Annotated in this window: 9 protein-coding genes and 2 tRNA genes; 8 read left to right on the top strand and 3 right to left on the bottom strand. The window is 39.1% G+C overall.

The genetic code is table 11. From position 1 onward, the window contains the following. Positions 1–18 precede the first annotated feature (18 nt). The 6 genes from mobL (at position 19) to EIH25_RS01700 (ending at position 10,220) form a co-directional block, all read left to right on the top strand. A complete protein-coding gene (gene mobL / locus EIH25_RS01725; RefSeq protein ID WP_124098199.1) occupies positions 19–3,579 on the top strand; it encodes a relaxase MobL in 3,561 nt (1,186 codons plus the stop codon). Between the two features lie 44 nt (positions 3,580–3,623). Continuing rightward, complete coding sequence (locus tag EIH25_RS01720) at positions 3,624–4,193, top strand: 5'-nucleotidase (protein WP_124098198.1); 570 nt, start codon at positions 3,624–3,626, stop codon at positions 4,191–4,193. Then, entirely contained in the window at positions 4,193–6,334 is a 2,142-nt protein-coding gene (locus EIH25_RS01715; RefSeq protein ID WP_124098197.1) for a VirD4-like conjugal transfer protein, CD1115 family, read from the top strand. Before EIH25_RS01720 ends, EIH25_RS01715 begins: the two co-directional genes overlap by 1 nt. 43 nt (positions 6,335–6,377) lie before the next feature. Further along, a complete protein-coding gene (locus EIH25_RS01710; protein WP_124098196.1) occupies positions 6,378–7,169 on the top strand; it encodes a helix-turn-helix domain-containing protein in 792 nt (263 codons plus the stop codon). Between the two features lie 81 nt (positions 7,170–7,250). After that, positions 7,251–9,119, top strand: coding sequence for a DNA methyltransferase (locus EIH25_RS01705; protein ID WP_124098195.1), 1,869 nt, complete (start codon positions 7,251–7,253; stop codon positions 9,117–9,119). Positions 9,120–9,164: 45 nt separating this feature from the next. Then, entirely contained in the window at positions 9,165–10,220 is a 1,056-nt protein-coding gene (locus EIH25_RS01700) for a hypothetical protein (protein WP_124098194.1), read from the top strand. Positions 10,221–10,255: 35 nt separating this feature from the next. On the opposite strand, the gene EIH25_RS01695 is transcribed toward EIH25_RS01700, so the two are convergent. Then, the gene (locus EIH25_RS01695; protein ID WP_124098193.1) at positions 10,256–13,468 is read right to left on the bottom strand and encodes a hypothetical protein; all 3,213 of its coding nucleotides are present in this window, start codon (positions 13,466–13,468) and stop codon (positions 10,256–10,258) included. Between the two features lie 269 nt (positions 13,469–13,737). Here EIH25_RS01695 and EIH25_RS01690 point away from each other — a divergent pair, with 269 nt between their 5' ends. Together EIH25_RS01690 and EIH25_RS01685 are read left to right on the top strand one after the other, a co-directional pair. Beyond that, the gene (locus EIH25_RS01690; protein ID WP_124098192.1) at positions 13,738–14,811 is read left to right on the top strand and encodes a site-specific integrase; all 1,074 of its coding nucleotides are present in this window, start codon (positions 13,738–13,740) and stop codon (positions 14,809–14,811) included. A gap of 736 nt (positions 14,812–15,547) precedes the next feature. Further along, complete coding sequence (locus tag EIH25_RS01685) at positions 15,548–16,807, top strand: hypothetical protein (protein WP_124098191.1); 1,260 nt, start codon at positions 15,548–15,550, stop codon at positions 16,805–16,807. Between the two features lie 847 nt (positions 16,808–17,654). On the opposite strand, the gene EIH25_RS01680 is transcribed toward EIH25_RS01685, so the two are convergent. Continuing rightward, positions 17,655–17,729, bottom strand: a tRNA-Arg gene (locus EIH25_RS01680). An 87-nt stretch (positions 17,730–17,816) separates the two neighbouring features. Beyond that, a tRNA-Pro gene (locus EIH25_RS01675) sits at positions 17,817–17,893 on the bottom strand. Positions 17,894–18,002 lie beyond the last annotated feature (109 nt).

Here is an 18,002-nt window from a genome sequence, read left to right as displayed (position 1 = left end):
TAAGGAGGCAGAAACAGAATGTCGGTTAATACCATTTCAAAGCTGAAGCCCGGCAATCCCAGACCGGGCATAATTTTTTCTCTTGGCTTCGAGTACAACTGGAAGATAGGCGGGTACGATTTTCTTGAATATATGGAACGTCCCGAAGCCTTTAATCCGATTTATCATCTGAACGACGAATTTAATCCCCAGAACAGATACAAAGGCGGAGACTTTCTCACATATATGTCAAACGAAGAAAAATCAGACGGTTTGTTTGATAATGAAAAGGACAGGCTTACACAGACCGATAAGCAAAGATACAGACGACTTGAAAGAGTCAGCAGAGACGAAGGCTGTCCGAAATATTTCGGAGTAGTATCCTTCGACAATCAGTTTCTTCTGGAGCACGGTATTCTGACCCAGCGCGGCGACGGGCATTTTAACCTGGACGTCAAAAAGCTTAAGGAACTGGGCAGACTCGGCATCAACAAAATGATTTCAGAGAACAGTAAGTTTGATGCGGACAATGTTTACTGGAACGCAGCTATCCACACAAACACAGACAACATACACATACACTATTCGATCTGCGAGTACCACCGCAAGGAGGACAGAAAAATTACTCAAAAAGGAAATAAACAGGATTGCATTGACGTCAAAGCCTTTAACGCGCTGAAATCTGCAATTGCAAACAGAATTATCGGCAACGAACACGTCAAACAGCTTACAGAGCTGCGCGATATAATCAGAAAGGGCGTCAGAGCTTACGGCCCTAAGGAACAGCTTCTGAAGCTGATGATGCAGCTGCCAGAAAATGTGCTTAAAAGCAGCAAGCAGAAATGCGGTTATAACAGCGGATATGTTAAGCGGTACAGACCGCTTATAGACAGTATAACCGATTCGGCAATACGTTCAGATCCTGAGCTGTTCAGAATGGGAAAGCTGTTTTCTGAAATGACAGAGAAAAGTCAGCTGCTGTACAGGAAAACCTATGGTGTGGGAAACCAGGCTCTTTACAAAAACTTCCGCAAGAATAAAATGAACGATCTGAAGGAGCGGTGCGGCAACGAAGTGCTTAATGCTGTCAGAGAAATTTACCGGGAACAGCTGGCGCATCCTTCCGAAGAAGAGCTGAAGACCGGTTCGTTTGCAGAACAGTTTGAAGCTGCACAAGATCCTTCTTCAGAGGAAGTATTCCCTGAGCCTCCGTTTCCTAGTGAAGAACAGCTGCCGGACGAATATTATGCTTCGCTTTACAGCTCTGAGCCGGAAATTCATCCTTCCGAGGAAGATACGCAGCTCGGTTTGCTTGCAGAACAGTCTGAGGCAGCGGACTATGAGCCTCCGTTTCCCGATGAGGAACAGCTGCCGGACGAATATTACGCTTCGCTTTTCAGCTCTGAACCGGAAATTCATCCTTCCGAAGAAGAGTTTCCGAAAGAGCTTGCTTTTGAAGAACAGCCGGACTATGAGAGAACTCAAGACCATCCTTCCGAAGAAACTGTTTTCATAAACTGGAGCAAAGAATACAAAGAAGCCTTGCATTTTTTATACGGAAATGACGCTGATCCCAACAACATAATAAAAAGTGATCCTGAAAAAGCGCTGAAACTGCTTTTTTCGGAATGCAATAAAGGAAATATGCTTGCCGCTTATGACATAGGCAAAATATACGCCGAAGGACTGGCGGAAGCAGCTGACAGCAAAGATATAGGCGAATGGTATTACGCAAAAGCGCTGAACGGATTTAAGGAGATATTGGCGCAGGATATGCAGCTGCTTGAAAATGCTTACGCTGTTGAGGCAAAGGGAATGAAGAAAAAACGATTGGAACACGTCTATCTCCACTACCGTATAGGCTCTATGTATCTTACCGGCAAGGGAACAGCTGTAGATCTTGACAATTCTGAAAAACACCTGATAGAAGCAGCAAACACAAAAAATCCTAACGCTCAGTATGCTCTCGGAAAACTATATCAGAATGAGCATAAGAAAGACCTAGACAAAGCGGAACATTTTCTTATGCTTGCTGCTAAACAGAATGACAAGCTAGGTATTGGTCATTATGCTCTAGGCAAGCTCTATCTTACAGAAGAAAAATACAATCTTAATAAAGCCGAAGAACACCTACTGCTATCGGCCAAAAAGGATAATATGTATGCTCAGTATGCTCTCGGTAAGCTATATCAATCAGACGATAAGAAGGACTTGGACAAAGCAGAAGACTATCTTATGCTTGCTGCCGCTCAGGATGACGAGCTTGGTATTGGTCATTATGCCCTCGGAAAGCTGTATCTAACCGAAGAAAAATACAATCTTGATAAAGCTGAGAAACACCTACTGCTGTCGGCACAAAAAGGTAATATGTACGCTCAGTATGCTCTCGGAAAGCTATATCAATCAGACGATAAGAAGGACTTGGACAAAGCAGAAGACTATCTTATGCTTGCTGCCGCTCAGGATGACGAGCTTGGTATTGGTCATTATGCCCTCGGAAAGCTGTATCTAACCGAAGAAAAATACAATCTTGATAAAGCTGAGAAACACCTACTGCTGTCGGCACAAAAGGGTAATATGTATGCTCAGTATGCTCTCGGTAAGCTGTATCAATCAGACGATAAGAAGGACTTGGACAAAGCAGAAGACTATCTTATGCTTGCTGCCGCTCAGGATGACAAGCTAGGTATTGCTCATTATGCCCTAGGCAAACTCTATCTTACAGAAGAAAAATATGATCAGGATAATGCTGAAGAACACCTACTGCTGTCGGCACAAAAGGATAATATGTATGCTCAGTACACTCTCGGTAAGCTGTATCAGAATGAGCATAAAAAAGACTTGGATAAAGCGGAATATTATCTTATGCTTGCTGCTAAACAGGATGACAAGCTAGGTATTTGTCATTATGCCCTCGGCAAGCTCTATCTTACAGAAGAAAAATACGATCTTGATAAAGCTGAAGAACACCTATTGCTGTCGGCCGAAAAGGATAATATGTATGCTCAGTATGCTCTCGGTAAGCTATATCAATCAGACGATAAGAAAGACTTGGACAAAGCGGAACATTTTCTTATGCTTGCTGCCGCTCAGGATGACGAGCTTGGTATTGGTCATTATGCTCTAGGCAAACTCTATCTTACAGAAGAAAAATACGATCTTGATAAAGCTGAAGAACACCTACTGCTATCGGCCGAAAAGAATAATATGTATGCTCAGTATGCTCTCGGAAAGCTGTATCTTAACCCTGAGAAATACAGCTGGGAAAAGGCTGAAGCAATGCTTCTGACGGCTGCACAGCAGAACAATCAATATGCTCAGGCAAGACTTGGAGTCGAATACTTTAAACGGCATGAATTTGAAAAAGGAAGAGAGCAGCTCAAAAAGGCCGCGGAACAGGGAAATAAATTTGCCGCTGAATACCTTGCCAAACCGCTGAAGCTTCCGTCAGGTTACATAGATAGCAAAAAGCAGCTTGCCATATGCATTGATCCCGCTTTTATCCGTATGCTCAATGAAATGCAGCGGCATACACAACAGCTTATAAACGAATACGAATATGAAGAAGCTCTGCAGCTTATGCAGAACAGAAACTACTGAGTCTGTCATGCGTGACAGACTGTCTTTTCAGGAGGTAAATTTTTATGAATACATCAACACGTCTTTTTGTAGACATGGACGGAACGCTTGCGAGATTTCACGATGAAGTTCAGTATCTTGAGCGTATGTGGGAAAAGGACTTTTTCCGTAACCTCAAGCCGTTTGAAAACATGGTCAAGGCCATAAAACAGCTTGCGGAACAAGAGCCGGAGATAGAAATATACATACTGTCCGCCGCGATCGACGGCGAACCTCCCTTCTGCTACCGGCAGAAAAACCAGTGGCTTGACGAGCAGCTGCCTGAGATAGACAACTTCCATCGTATTTTCACCAAGGTCGGAGCTCCGAAATCAGAGTATATTCCCGGCGGTATAGACAAAAACGATTTTCTGCTGGACGACTACAACAAAAATCTTGATGAATGGCTTGAATTCGGCGGAAGCTCCGTCAAGTGCGTAAACAACATAAATCACAAGGGTCGCATAGGGAAGCTCTGGGACGGCGAGCTTGTAAGAACAGAGGATACTCCAGAAAGAATCTGCAGTCAGCTGACCGATATAATATACGGATCACGCGGTCCCGTCATATCAAAAACATATGGAGGCAGACGCTGATGGCTAAAAAGAAAAAGAAGAACAAACGTAGTCCTGTCAGAAGGCTGGCAGAGCTTCTGGCAGCCTTTACAGCAAGCACAGCCGCAATCTGTTTTTTACTGAATATGTTTATTCAGCTGCTCTCCGCATCTGCTGTCAGCAGCAGAAAAGGAACTTCCTTATCGGATGCGATCACTCTGAAGCTGAGCTATCTGTACAAAGCTCCCAAAGGAATACCTATATATGCTCCGCTGCTGATAGGTTACATCACGGCAATGATCATATGTATCAGGCTGGAACAGAAATATCAGGTGAAACACAGTCAAGACGAGCTTTACGGTACATCACGCTGGTCGGATATAAAGGAAATAAAAGAGGAATTCTATAAAATACCGGAAAAATCTTTGAACAGCGCTGATAAATCAGGGATACCTATGGCGTACATCAACGGAAGCTATTATGTTGACGCGACTACGACTCACTCCCTTATTATTGGTACAACCAGATCAGGAAAAACACAGACGTTTGTACTCCCTTTCATTAATCTACTTGCTTCCTGTGTCATGACCTCCAAGCAGTCTATGGTCATAAACGATCCGAAAGGCGAAATTTTAGAGAACACCTACGACATATTAAAGAAAAACGGCTACAAGATAGTTGTTCTTAACCTTCGTGACACAGACCGTACCAGCTGCTGGAATCCGCTTTCATTCATTATTGAAGAATATGTCTACGCTAAGGAAAATCATACGGATATGTCAAAGGTCAACGACTACATCGACACAATGGCGAACACTCTGACCTACAATCCGGAAACCGATCCAATCTGGCCTTCGTCCGCAAAGTCGCTTCTGAAAGCTATTATTCTGTATCTGCTTGATACAGGCTATGAAAACGGATGTCTTGACAAGGTCAATATGTACAGCGTATATCAGCTGTTCCTTGAATACGGCAGCGACGACGAAACCAAAATTGTAAACGGCGCTCAGGTTACCGTAAACAAGCTGGATCAGCTTTTTAAATCTCTGCCTGTCGGTTCGCCCGCAAAGGCGGCATACGCGACCTCTAAATTTGCTTCGGGAGATATGCGCAGCAGTATCTTTGCCACGCTGGCAGACAACATTTCCATTTTCGGCTCAGATGAAGGTATCGCCTCGCTTACCGCCAGCAATGACATCAGATTTGACGACCTGATCGATAACGAACAGCCTACAGCAATATTCATGGTCGTCCCGGATGACCGTCCGACAAGACACGTTATTGCGTCGCTTTTCATAAATCAGTGCTACACGGCTATGGTGGAATATCTCAGCAGAAACCGTATCCAGTCGCTTCCCCGACGGGTCAATTTTATTCTGGACGAATTCTGCAATATGGTGCGTATTCCGGGTATGGACAACAAGATAACAGTTTCGGCAGGTCGTAATATACTGTTTCATCTGTTTGTTCAGGATCTCTCACAGCTCGATATAAAGTACAACAACGAAGCCAAGGTAATACGCACCAGCTGCGGTAATCTGATCTACATATACAGCATGGATCCAGACACTAACGAATTTATGTCACGCGTGCTCGGCAACGAAACTAAAGAATACATAGCTTACAGCGGATCTCTTAAGGAATATATCTCACAGCAAAGCTACCAGGCGAAGGAACGCGCTCTTATGACGGCTGACGAGCTGTCAGTTATGGAATACGGTGAAACCGTAATCAAGCGTCAGCGTATGTATCCGATAAGATCGTCCTTTGATTTTTTCTATAAATCAGGACACAAAATTACAAAGCTTGACGATATAGTCCTGTCTGAGCAGCGTATTGCTCTCTCAAAGTCCCTATTTGATTTTGACATTATAAACGCGCGGCTTGAAGAAATCATGCACAATGCCCCGCAAAAGACGGTTTCATCTATGTATTCTATTCCAACGCGTCCGCTAAGCTCTCCCGGGGCGAGACAGCAGACGCCACATTCAAAGCAGAATCCTATGAAGCTTGCTATTGAAGAAGCCGACAGGCTTTCAAACGGTGAATTTTCCATGCTCATATCTCAGAATGAATACTCTCAATGCGAAACGATACTCAAACGTTTTAAGGCTAAGCGTTCCCTTGATAACCAGACCGTTATTCTTCTTCAGAACTACCTGAGCACTTTTGTTAATCACTGATTTTGTTCCGAAGGAAAAAATAAATTACATTTAAGGAGCTATTATGGTACACTCAGGCTATTTTTCTCTTCCCAACTCCCTTATTCTTGACAAATCACTCAGTTCCAGCGACTTTGCTGTCGCGGCATACCTTTACAGCCTTTACAGCGTATACGGCTATGATACGCTGCTCGGAGGCTGCGTTAAAGTAAAGCAATCCACTATTGCCGGCGTATGCGGTATCTCAACGGATACAGTTTCAAGAGTCTGCAAAAGGCTCATGAAATACGGTATCATCATCGAACGGCAAAGAACAATCCGTGAAGACCGTACTCTCGGTACATACACTTACACCTTAAAGCGCTTTGAAGGACAGAACTACACTCTCATAAGCAAAAAGGCTGCAGGTATGCTGCAGCCTAAAGAGCTTAGGGTATATTCGGTTTTCTGCCTCTGCAGGGAAAACTTTAAGAACAGCTTCTACCACAGCTACCGTGATCTAACCGGTCTTATTCAAATGAAAAAGGAGGAGCTGATCGCTGTGATCGGCAGACTCATACATCTCGGACTGATAAGAAAGCAGAAAAGGAAAACGCGCTGCGGAGATTATACAGAAAACAAATACTTTATCGTTGTACACTCAAGAGGAAGGATAAGCCGCAAAAAAAGAACAGCGGCTGCATCTCACCTCAGCCGCTGCTCACGTCCAAAAGCTCTGATAAAATCAATCTCAAAGCTATCAAACAACTTCATCGGTTCTATGATAGCACATAAGACTGATTTTGTCAAGGGATTTTTGGAAAAAAAGCAGAATTTTTTTAAGGCTAGGGGTAGTCCCTTAAATGCGGTATCATAGTTAAAACCCACTGTATTTCATCTATCCGAAAGTACAAGCTTTATTACTTTACACTACATAGATAAGAAAGGATAATACTGTATGGATAAAAGCTATATTTTGACTCAATATCTCAGCAAGCTTCGTCTGGCTATGCAAAAAGCCGGATATGACAGCCTTGAAACGCGTAATTTTCTGCTGATGACTCTGTTTTCGGTATTCTGTGAGAACACCGGCTTATTCCTCGGAAAGCCTTTTTCCGCCCTTATATTCAATTCAGACGTTCACGAGCTTGGAACAGACCTCAGTAGCTTTTTCAGCTCGCTTCCTCCCGAAATGCGCTTTCCGTTCGCTCCTGAAAAAGTCTGCTCTGATATTCAGAACAAGCTGATTTCTTTTGTGACTCAGGACTGGAACGAGGTTTCCCCTGCCGAGCTCGGCAAGCTTTTTCTTTCGGACGGCACAGAACGAAAAGGCGTATTCTACACCTCTGACTCCGACATTGACCGAATTCTGGACAATATGCTTCCCAGCGCTCCTGATGAACGCATATTGAAAGACGCTGTATTTCTGGATCCCGCATCCGGCTGCGGAAATTTTCTCATAAGAACAGCTAAGAAGCTTTCAGAATTTGAGTTAAGCTGCGGCATACTTCACGGCTGCAGCTGGATAGACAAGAACAGATTTTGCGGGATCGAGATAGACGAAGAGGCGGTTCAGGTCTCCAAAGCGGCGCTTTTTATTCAGCTGAGACTGTGCAGGATCAGCTTCGCGCGGCGCATCGGCAGACTTGAACCCTTAGACAGCGAGTTTCCCAAGAACATTGTATGCGCTGATTCGCTTAAAACCGACTGGACCTACTTCAAGCCTGATTTTATTATCGGAAATCCTCCGTTCATAAGTCTGATGAATAGTGAGCAGCGAAAGGAAGTAATGCGGATCTCCGGAACAGCTGACAGGATTGATTATTCCGGCGCATGGATCATTAAGGCAGCGCAGTACATAAAGGCTCTTCCCGAAGCAAAATGCGGTTTTCTCACTACAAGCTCGGTCTGCCAGGGTATTCAGGTAAAGCCTATATGGCAGAGGATCTGCCAACACATAAAGCTTGACTTTGCCTACAGCCCCTTTAAGCTTGAATCCAACTCGGTTCAGGTATGGTGTGTTATCCTTGGTTTTTCCTCCAGGAACACTGACTCGGATAACTGCCGGCTGCTCTACACAGCTCCTGACTCTTTACCGGTTCACTGCCGGAACATAAACGCTTATCTGCACAGCGATCCTGATATGTTTCTGATGCCGTCATATTCTCAGCGCTCAGGCTATCCTGAAATAAAGCAGGGCAGATACGAGCCTCAGAGCATTTTCAGCCGTCGGTCACTGAAAAACAAGGCTGCACAGTGCAAAAACATACACAGCAGTCTTTATATTACTGCGGATTCGCTTCTTAAAAGCGAGGCGCTTTACGTTATCGAACAGGAAAAGCTTATTCCGGAGAGCTATATAGTTATTCCGAGACATTCCTCAGAGAGCAGAAAATACATACCAATAGCATATTTTTCAGAAAAGCCGGTACGCTTCAACTCAAGCGTCGATTACATAGCCGGCGCTGATCTGTTTCTTTTCGGAGTGCTCTGCTCTTCAATGCATATGGCTTTTACAAAATACTTCTGTGGCAGGCTTGAAATGCGTTACCGTTACTCTGCGTCGCTGATCTACAACAATTTTTTCATTCCTCAGCCTGACGAAAAACAGGAGCGTCTTATTTCAGAAGCGTCAAAAGAACTGCTGAGGATAAGAAAGAAATACCGCAGTATTATGGCTTTAGGTGAAATGTATACAAATATGCCGGCCGAGCTGGATACTGCACACAGACGGCTTGACTGTCTTATCGACAGGCTGTATGGCAGCGGTAAATTATTTCTTTCGGATTCACAGCGCGTTCAGTTTCTCTATGATCAGATATTATAACTGCGATGTGTCACGCGTGACACACTGCTTTATGGAGATTTGCTTATGAATAATAACAAAAAATCCGCCTTAACAGCGGACGAACAGGATATTTTGGATATGGCGGACAGAATAAGGAGAAATATGAAGGATGACGAGTATTTCTCCAAAGCTCTTGACCGTTATATAAGAAACCGCGGCAAAACAACTGAGGCTTTAAAGCTCGGCTCAACGCCTAACTCAATAGTAGCCGCAGGAGCTGACTCTAATTTAAACTTGGTAATATCGCCGGACACAATAACCAAATGTATGTCAAAAAAAGAAGAGGTTTTCCACGGCCATGATCTTAGTGCAGACATAATAAAACTGATACCGGCTCAGCTTAGGAATCCCGTTATGATATTTGAAGGTCGCTGGAAGAACACGTTGGTTATTATATCGGAGCTCACAGACATAGAGAACAGAAAAATCATGACCGCAATTAAGATCAACTCGTCAGAACAGCATCACAAGGTCAATAAAATATGCAGTATTTATGGACGCACCAATATGGAGCAATATCTGAAGCTTCAGCTTGAAAAAGGAGGTCTGATTGCCGCAAATATAGAAAAAGCTAATAAAATGCTTCAATCTGCCGGGCTACAATTGCCCCTAGAGGAAACATTTATTAGCTTTAATGATAGTATATCATATTCTATGCAAAGTGTCAAGGGGTTTGAAGAATTTTTCAGAAGAAAGGAATTTGCAAATAATTTTGAGCGCAGGCTTGATGAAATTGACGCTCTGAAGGAACGGTTATGCAGGGTAAGCGTTAAAGCTGTTAAGGAGCACCCTGATTACATATGCTACATAACGGATCTGCATAAGCTTCCCGCCGAAGAAAAACAGGCAGCGGTTTCGCTGCTTTCTCAGCGGGAAGATTTATTATGCAATGAATTGATAGAAAGCGGCAGAAGGATAGAGAAATCCGAAAGCCATACTCCAGCATGTATTACACCTGAGCTTGTAAATATGTACACTGATTTTATGGCTTTGGAGAATAAGGTAGAACTCATCAGGCAGGAAAAGAATATACTTAATTTCGGAAAGGCAAGTCCGCACAGAAAAAATTTTAAAAGATAGTTTTGAGTGTGTCACGTGTGACAGGATTGTTTAATCTATCTCGTCTTTAAATACTCACCTAACAATTCGCAATAATCATTTTCACATTTTGTTATTTTTTCGGATATTTCACTTTTCTGCTGTTGATTAGATGCTAATCCTTCCGCTGATTCCAGTGCTATATAATACATTACTGCTGTTATATAGGTTGGATATATACTTAGCACATCAAAAACTATTTTTTCGGCTATACGCAATCTTTCTTTATATGTAAATAGCTTGCCAGTCGCATTGGCAAGTGTCGCGGCGTATGCTTCAGCAGTTTCTGCTGTTTTATAATTAGATAAGACTTCGCTTTTTATTCTGTCGGCTATTTCCAATATTTCTTCTGCTGTTTGCATTTTTTCTGTAGCACCAACAAGCACCGCTGCATATACTTTGGCAATTCCTACTGTGTTATACTCAGATAAAACCTCACTTTTTATTCTGTTGGCTATTTCCATTATTTCTTCTGCTGTTTGCATTTTTAATGTAGCACTAGCAAGCACCTTTACATATACTTCAGCAATTTCTGCTGTGTTATACTTAAATAAAACCTCATTTTTTATTCTGTCGGCTATTTCCATTATTTCTTCTGCTGTTTGCATTTTTACTATAGCACCAGCAAGTACCTTTACATATATTTCAGCAATTTCTGCTGTGTTATACTCAGATAAAACCTCACTTTTTATTCTGTTGGCTATTTCCATTATTTCTTCTGCTGTTTGCATTTTTAATGTAGCACTAGCAAGCACCTTTACATATACTTCAGCAATTTCTGCTGTGTTATACTTAAATAAAACCTCATTTTTTATTCTGTCGGCTATTTCCATTATTTCTTCTGCTGTTTGCATTTTTACTATAGCACCAGCAAGTACCTTTACATATATTTCAGCAATTTCTGCTGTGTTATACTTAAATAAAACCTCATTTTTTATTCTGTCGGCTATTTCCATTATTTCTTCTGCTGTTTGCATTTTTAATGTAGCACCAACAAGTACCTTTGCATATACTTTGGTTATTTCTGCTGTGTTATACTCAGATAAAACCTCGCTTTTCATTCTGTCAGCTATTTCCATTATTTCTTCTGCTGTTTGCATTTCTACTATGGCACTAGCAAGTACCTTTACATATATTTCAGCAATTTCTACTGTATCATATTCAGATAAAACTTCACTTTTTATTTTGTCGGTTATTTCTAATATTTCTTCTGCTGTTTTCATTTTAACTGCCGCATTAACAAGCGCTTTTGCATATATTTCAGCAGTTTTTGCTGTTTTATAATTAGATAAGACCTCGCTTTTTATTTTTTCAGCTGCATTTAATGATTCTTCTAGTTTATCTATTAAAGCGGCTTCATTACATAGAAATATCGCATAACAATAATAACCAAATTCTGTTTTTATTTCTTTTAATACTTTTTCATAAACTTCATAATCTGAAGGATCGGAATAATAATATGACGTGTTTACTATAATACTGCAAATACCATTATCTAATATATTATTTTCATAACAGCAATTAATGAAACCATCATAGACGCTTTTTAACTCGTCCTTATGCCAGTCAGAAATGCATCTACCAAGAAAATTAAGAAAATATTCTCTGTACTCATCCGACAGCAGCATTTCACGCCATTCAGTTTTTTTATTTTTCGGAAGTGATCTGAACTCTGATATGAAAAAGTATTCGCCTACTATATCCGGAAGCATTGGTTCAACTCTGAGATCCTCTGTATTCTTTTCACACAGTACATTCAGAAAACTTATTGAGTCATAAATATCACTATCATATCCAAGAGCATTTCTCAAATTATTAATATACTCAGCAGGTACGCTTTTGTAATCTTCATCAAAGCTTATTCCTCCTGCTGCTGTTGCAAAAGCCAATAGTTTTGACGCGCATTTGCAGACTGCGTCATTACTTTTTAGATAGGACTTCCATCTTACTTTAGTACGATTAATATAATTTAACATTAATTTCTCGCTGTCCCAGTTGTTATATTTCAGATGATGTAGACAAGCGTCGGCGGTAAAAAGCAGGAACAAACATCTTGCATCGTATTTCTCTGAGGTCCCGCCTAAACGTTTTTTTACAAAGTTAATTATGTTTTCTTTTTCTTTATCAGATAATTTTTTATCTGAGAAGTCATCCAGTATAGCTTTCATCTCCTCATCTTTAAGAATATATTCATCAAGATCCAACGATACTTCCAGGTATTCCATATTCTTAATTGTGTCTCTGTTATGTGATGAATAAAGACGACTGTACCAGTTATCTATATAAGAAGCATTGCTAGTATTTTTATAGTCTGAACGTTCTATCAGCAAAAGTCGGCATTTAAAGCCTCTTATCCTATTGGAAATATCGATTATATACTCTCTTATTTTATCAATATATTCTCCGGCATAATCGCAAACAACAAGAAGCGGTTTGTTATACTTTACATTACCGTTAAAATCAATAATCTTTGAAAGCTTGCTTGAATTAGCCCATACCGCCTTCCAACCCAGCTTTTCATATTCCCTGCATATATGTAAAGCAAATTTGCTTTTCCCCATTCCTCCGCGTCCTGTGACTGACCAGAAAAGAAAACTTCGGTCGTCATTCATGAACTCAGATATTTTTTGCTGTTCCGTTATCCTTCCATAAAAACGTATCTTTGGATTCAGATAACTGAAAGGATTTTCAGCTATCATTTGGGGAAGGTTCATATTATCTATCAGTTCTTCAAAGGAACCATAATAGCGTAATTCCTCTAAAATGTGCTCTGTCTGCTTTTTATTTTCTTCATAGTGCTCTCTGACTGATGAAACTACCTGTGACGCGATCCACTTGCCCTCCGAAGAAATCGTATCATATATGCATTCTCCTATGAAATCTATTATAGCGGTACAATAGCTTCGTATTGTATTTGGACTGCCATGTCCTCTTGCTATGGCATCTTTTATTAAACGTTCCTTTAATGAAGCTCTTCCCTCTTGACCCGATTCATAAAATATTGCTGGTATTCGTTGGTCAATATTTTCAAATAGAAATCTTTTTACGGCTTCATAATCAAATTCATCTTCAGCAGAACAGTTTTCAAATTTATTCAGAAAATACTGTTCTGAAAACTTCTCAAGATCCTTTTCAAGCTTTTTATCGCTTATTTTTGATAAGAAATTTTCTACTATAAAATCCGCCGCACTTTTTGATAGCTTGTTTTTAAAATCCGATATAACAAACATTATAAAACCTCCCCAGTTTTTTCTTATTATACCATATTGTTTTGTAAAATTCAACCTAAGTATATATTTCTTTAGTACAATTTGTCGCATGATTTATTTGAGTATGTCACGCGTGACAGGATTATTATGACTATACAAACGTTTATCATTAAATATTTAAGGCAAAAAATAGTATAATTTTTTAGAAATATGTTGTAATGAATATATTGGTATTGATTTTATCTTTTTTTGTTATATAATAGATAATTATAGGGAAAGAGGTTATTATTATGAATATTGAAACAATATTGAAAAGGAATTCTCAACTAGAGAAATTAGTTATTCAGTTATCTTTGGAAAATCAGCAGTTAAAAAATCAACTAAAGAATGAGAATAATAATGATATTTTATTTGCAGATTGGTTATTGAAATGGCTGAATAAAAAAGAAACGCAAGTAAAGGTTAATACATACAATACATACGACATTCAGATAAGAAGTCATATTGAACCTTACTTCCGCAGTAAGAAATTACATATTTCGGAAATCACTCCTGAAATATTAGAAGAATATTATGCTCTAAAATTTAAATCAGGTTTGTCCGGAGCAACATTAGCCAAACACCATTCAAATATAAATTCAGCATTAAAAGACGCTGTTAAGAATAAAATAATTTCCAGAAACGCAGCTATTTTTGCAGAACGCCCAGGAATCGCAAAATATAACGGAGAATTTCTTTCATCAGAACAATTTAAGATTGTTTTAAATCACCTGCGTAATTCAAAAATTTACACTCCCGTAATTATAGCCGGCAGCATGGGTTTAAGAAGAAGCGAAGTTCTGGGACTGCGTTGGAGCGATATAGATTTTGAAGCTCGCACTTTATGCATTCAGCACACTGTTGTTAAATATAATGATAAGCACCACACGAAACTTATTTTCTGCGATATGCCCAAGACAGAATCAAGTCGCCGCACGCTCCCTCTACCTGACAAAATATATGATTATCTTCATTATATCAAGGGTAAACAGCGTATTTATTATGCAAAAAACCGAAAAGAGTATTGTAAAGATTATTTAAAATATGTTTGTGTTGATCAATACGGACAGATTATACACCCAGACTATCTTTCAAGGTCGTTTAATAAGCTAATGAGTCAGCTTAATTTAAAGTGCCGTTTTCATGATCTGCGTCACACCTGTGCAAGCTTGCTGATACAGAACGGTATGCCTCTCAAATCAGTCTCACAGTGGCTGGGGCATAGCAGTATTGGTATAACCAGCGACATATATGTGCATTTAACTTTTCAGGATAAAATTAAAGTCGCTGAAGAAATAGAAAAGATACTGTTTGATAAAAACTAAAAAATAACTTCGGAGATGATCTCTCCGAAGCTTAAACTGAGGATGTTCTTCAAAAATGAGTGTGTCACGCGTGACACACTCCCAAAAGATTTCCAAAATTTCGTTAATCACATGAAACTTTCATAAAAATTTTTGTTGGTCTGTTGACAAAAAACAATAAATATTATATAATAATTATATAGGAATAATCAATTTTTGGAAGAACCAACTTTTTTAAGTAATTGTAGACTTTTGCAGTATATCTAAAAAAGTGGATATATATATCCGCACAATGTGTCACGCATGACACATTAACAATAAAAAGACATAATAAATAAAAAAATCATATAAGTGGCTGTCCGACTAAAAATATATAATAACCAAGTCGCACCTTGGTTATTTCTTTATACTTTTAATAGCCTCTGATAAGGCTACTAAAAGCAAAATGGTTAATGTTATGTATATAACATCCATGCTATCATCTCCTCGCTTTGTCTATTTCTCTTAGCCGAAGCCGAGATACTTAAATCCGTTAACTTATGAGAAGACAGCCACTTATATGATTTTTTAATTGACTCAAGTGTGTCACGCGTGACACACTTATTTTTTGTTCAAACAGAACAAAAAAGTCTGATATTTTCGTCAAAACCACAAATTTGAAAATTTTCTCTTTGCGTAGTATTGACAATTACTAAAATATAGAATATACTACTATTATGTTGAAAAATTCAAAATATATTTTTTAAGGGGAATTAAAATGAAAAAACTATTAACGGCTATTTTGGCTCTTGCAATTATGACAACATCCTCTTTAATCGGATGTACAGATAAAAACTCCAATTATATTGATTCTGATGAAAAAGATGTTTCTCTATCTTCAAAAAACTTAAAGGAAATTGAAAATACAATTAACGACTCAGAAGCATCTTTAAACAGTGATAAAATATTAGCTGAAAACAATGAAAGAGCTCTTACTCTATACCACATTATAAACAAAGCCGCTGATGATTTAAAAAACGAAAAGTATGATGGAATTGATTATGTCCATTATTTTCTTGAAGGTGAATACAGAATTTCAGTTGATCCGTCAGCAGAAATACCAACGACTCTTAAATATTCCACACAAGACACAAAACGTGAAATGACAAGTGATGAAACCACTGAAATGCTAACATATATTATTTCTACAAGCGGCGAAGTTAAAAATGGAGAGATTTTTGTTATTATTTCAACACATCCGGAATATACACAACTTTTTTATAATCCGGATGGAATATATAACAGTTCTTACACCACAACAACTTATGACAAAACTCCAGAATACAGTATCAAGGTCTATTATTCCGACTCAAACGATAGTCATGCTATTGGTTGCAATGAACCGCCATATAACTCAATTTCCTCCTATAATATTGACAATATTCCTGACAACACAAAAAGAACAGGAGAAGTTCAAAAATGGCTTAATGATTACAATGCATATGAAGCAGAAACTATTACTTCACGTGTAATAGAAAGAGTACTTGAAAATAAATTTATTGGGATAGAAAACTGCAATGGAATAACTCCGGGAGATTATATTATTGAATTTAATAAGGTTGACACAAGTTCCCTTAATTTTAATGATTCTGATCAGAGTGATAACATTCTTTCATATGAAGGAACTGAAAAACTTTTAAAGTATGTATTGACTGATAAAAATCAATTTGATAATTATAAAGAGTATGCTGAATCCAATGCGTTTAATGATGGTATTGCATTAATACGAATAATTAAAGGTACCGAATATAATTCGGAATATTATGAAGATAGAGATCTTGTAGATAAAGGTATAATTACTTATTACGTAAGTACAGTTTATTCCGATTCAAGTGAAAGTCCTTACCTTGGTCAATCAAATTTTGGTGATATTGAAGACGGTACATTAATTTCTGATATACCAATTAACAGTAGTGATATTTCTTACGAATTTTCGTATGATCGCAGTAATGTCACATCTAATTCTACGATTTCATAACAAAGTATAGTGTGTCACGCGTGACACACTTATTTTTTGTTCAAACAGAACAAAAAAGTCTGATATTTTCGTCAGAACCACAAATTTGAAAATTTTTTCTTTGCGTAGTATTGACAATTACTAAAATATAGTGTATAATATATGCATCGGGTGGATTTATATAAAAAATAAAACACCCTCACAGGCTGAACTTTCTTGCAGGAAAGAACAGCCCAAGTAACACAGATGTCCAACCACAACTGTGAAACCTTTAGAGGATGCTTAATATTCGTGTTCATTGTAACACGCTTAGGATACATTTGTCAAGGGCTTTTCAGATTGTTTGTGAGAGGACATCTGAGAAGCTCTTTTCTTTGCTATTTAAAATCTGTGGAGAAGATTTTATATAGATCGGATAAGCCTCCGCTAGGTGACTAATTATCCGATGACAACCGAATAAAGAATTTGATGTCGGAAGACTAACCACTTCAAAAATAACTTCGCCGCGACTGTACGCCATGACCTCAATCAGAGCGAGCAGCAGTAGCGAGTATATATCCCTGTTTGGGTGAGCTACCTTTGAAGATTCGTGTAAAAACGAAGTATGGTTCAGTTGCAAGCAGTAGCTTGTGAAAGGCAGTGCGAAATGACGTTTGCCCTTATAGCATAACGGACTATAAGGCCAATCAGAGATGAGGTTAGGTCACATCAGTTCATCAGCACCGGCAAAAAGAATAACATCAAAAAAACAACTGTATTTATCGGGTGGGTCGGAACTCACCGATCCGCCCTTATAAATATAATCAATAAGCGCTTTGCGTATTGAGGAAAAGCCGCAATACTTTTCAGTCTTTCCTCAGTATACAAATGGCACCCCTAGTAGGAATCGAACCTACAACTAGCCCTTAGGAGGGGCTTGTTATATCCATTTAACTATAGGGGCATTTTATTATATGCTTTTTGAAAGCCAATACCGTCTCCTGCATTCCTTGTGAACACAGGAGAATCTTGACTTGTATCAGCCCCTCAATGGTCGGAGTGACGGGACTTGAACCCACGGCCTCTACCACCCCAAGGTAGCGCGCTACCAATCTGCGCCACACCCCGATTCCACTAAAATATTATACATGATTCTGACGGATATGTCAAGGGGTATTACGTTATAAATTTATAAATTACACAATTGATTTTAACTAAATAAGTCAAAATAAAAATG

It is taken from the genome of Ruminococcus sp. Marseille-P6503 (genome assembly GCF_900604945.1).
Lineage (GTDB): Bacteria > Bacillota > Clostridia > Oscillospirales > Ruminococcaceae > FB2012.
This window is presented reverse-complemented; position numbering and strand designations above follow the sequence as displayed.

Coding starts and splice junctions, on each gene's coding strand:
- mobL (WP_124098199.1), top strand. CDS start 19: ATGTCGGTTAATACCATTTCAAAGCTGAAGCCCGGCAATCCCAGACCG.
- EIH25_RS01695 (WP_124098193.1), bottom strand. CDS start 13,468: ATGTTTGTTATATCGGATTTTAAAAACAAGCTATCAAAAAGTGCGGCG.
- EIH25_RS01690 (WP_124098192.1), top strand. CDS start 13,738: ATGAATATTGAAACAATATTGAAAAGGAATTCTCAACTAGAGAAATTA.
- EIH25_RS01720 (WP_124098198.1), top strand. CDS start 3,624: ATGAATACATCAACACGTCTTTTTGTAGACATGGACGGAACGCTTGCG.
- EIH25_RS01715 (WP_124098197.1), top strand. CDS start 4,193: ATGGCTAAAAAGAAAAAGAAGAACAAACGTAGTCCTGTCAGAAGGCTG.
- EIH25_RS01700 (WP_124098194.1), top strand. CDS start 9,165: ATGAATAATAACAAAAAATCCGCCTTAACAGCGGACGAACAGGATATT.
- EIH25_RS01705 (WP_124098195.1), top strand. CDS start 7,251: ATGGATAAAAGCTATATTTTGACTCAATATCTCAGCAAGCTTCGTCTG.
- EIH25_RS01710 (WP_124098196.1), top strand. CDS start 6,378: ATGGTACACTCAGGCTATTTTTCTCTTCCCAACTCCCTTATTCTTGAC.
- EIH25_RS01685 (WP_124098191.1), top strand. CDS start 15,548: ATGAAAAAACTATTAACGGCTATTTTGGCTCTTGCAATTATGACAACA.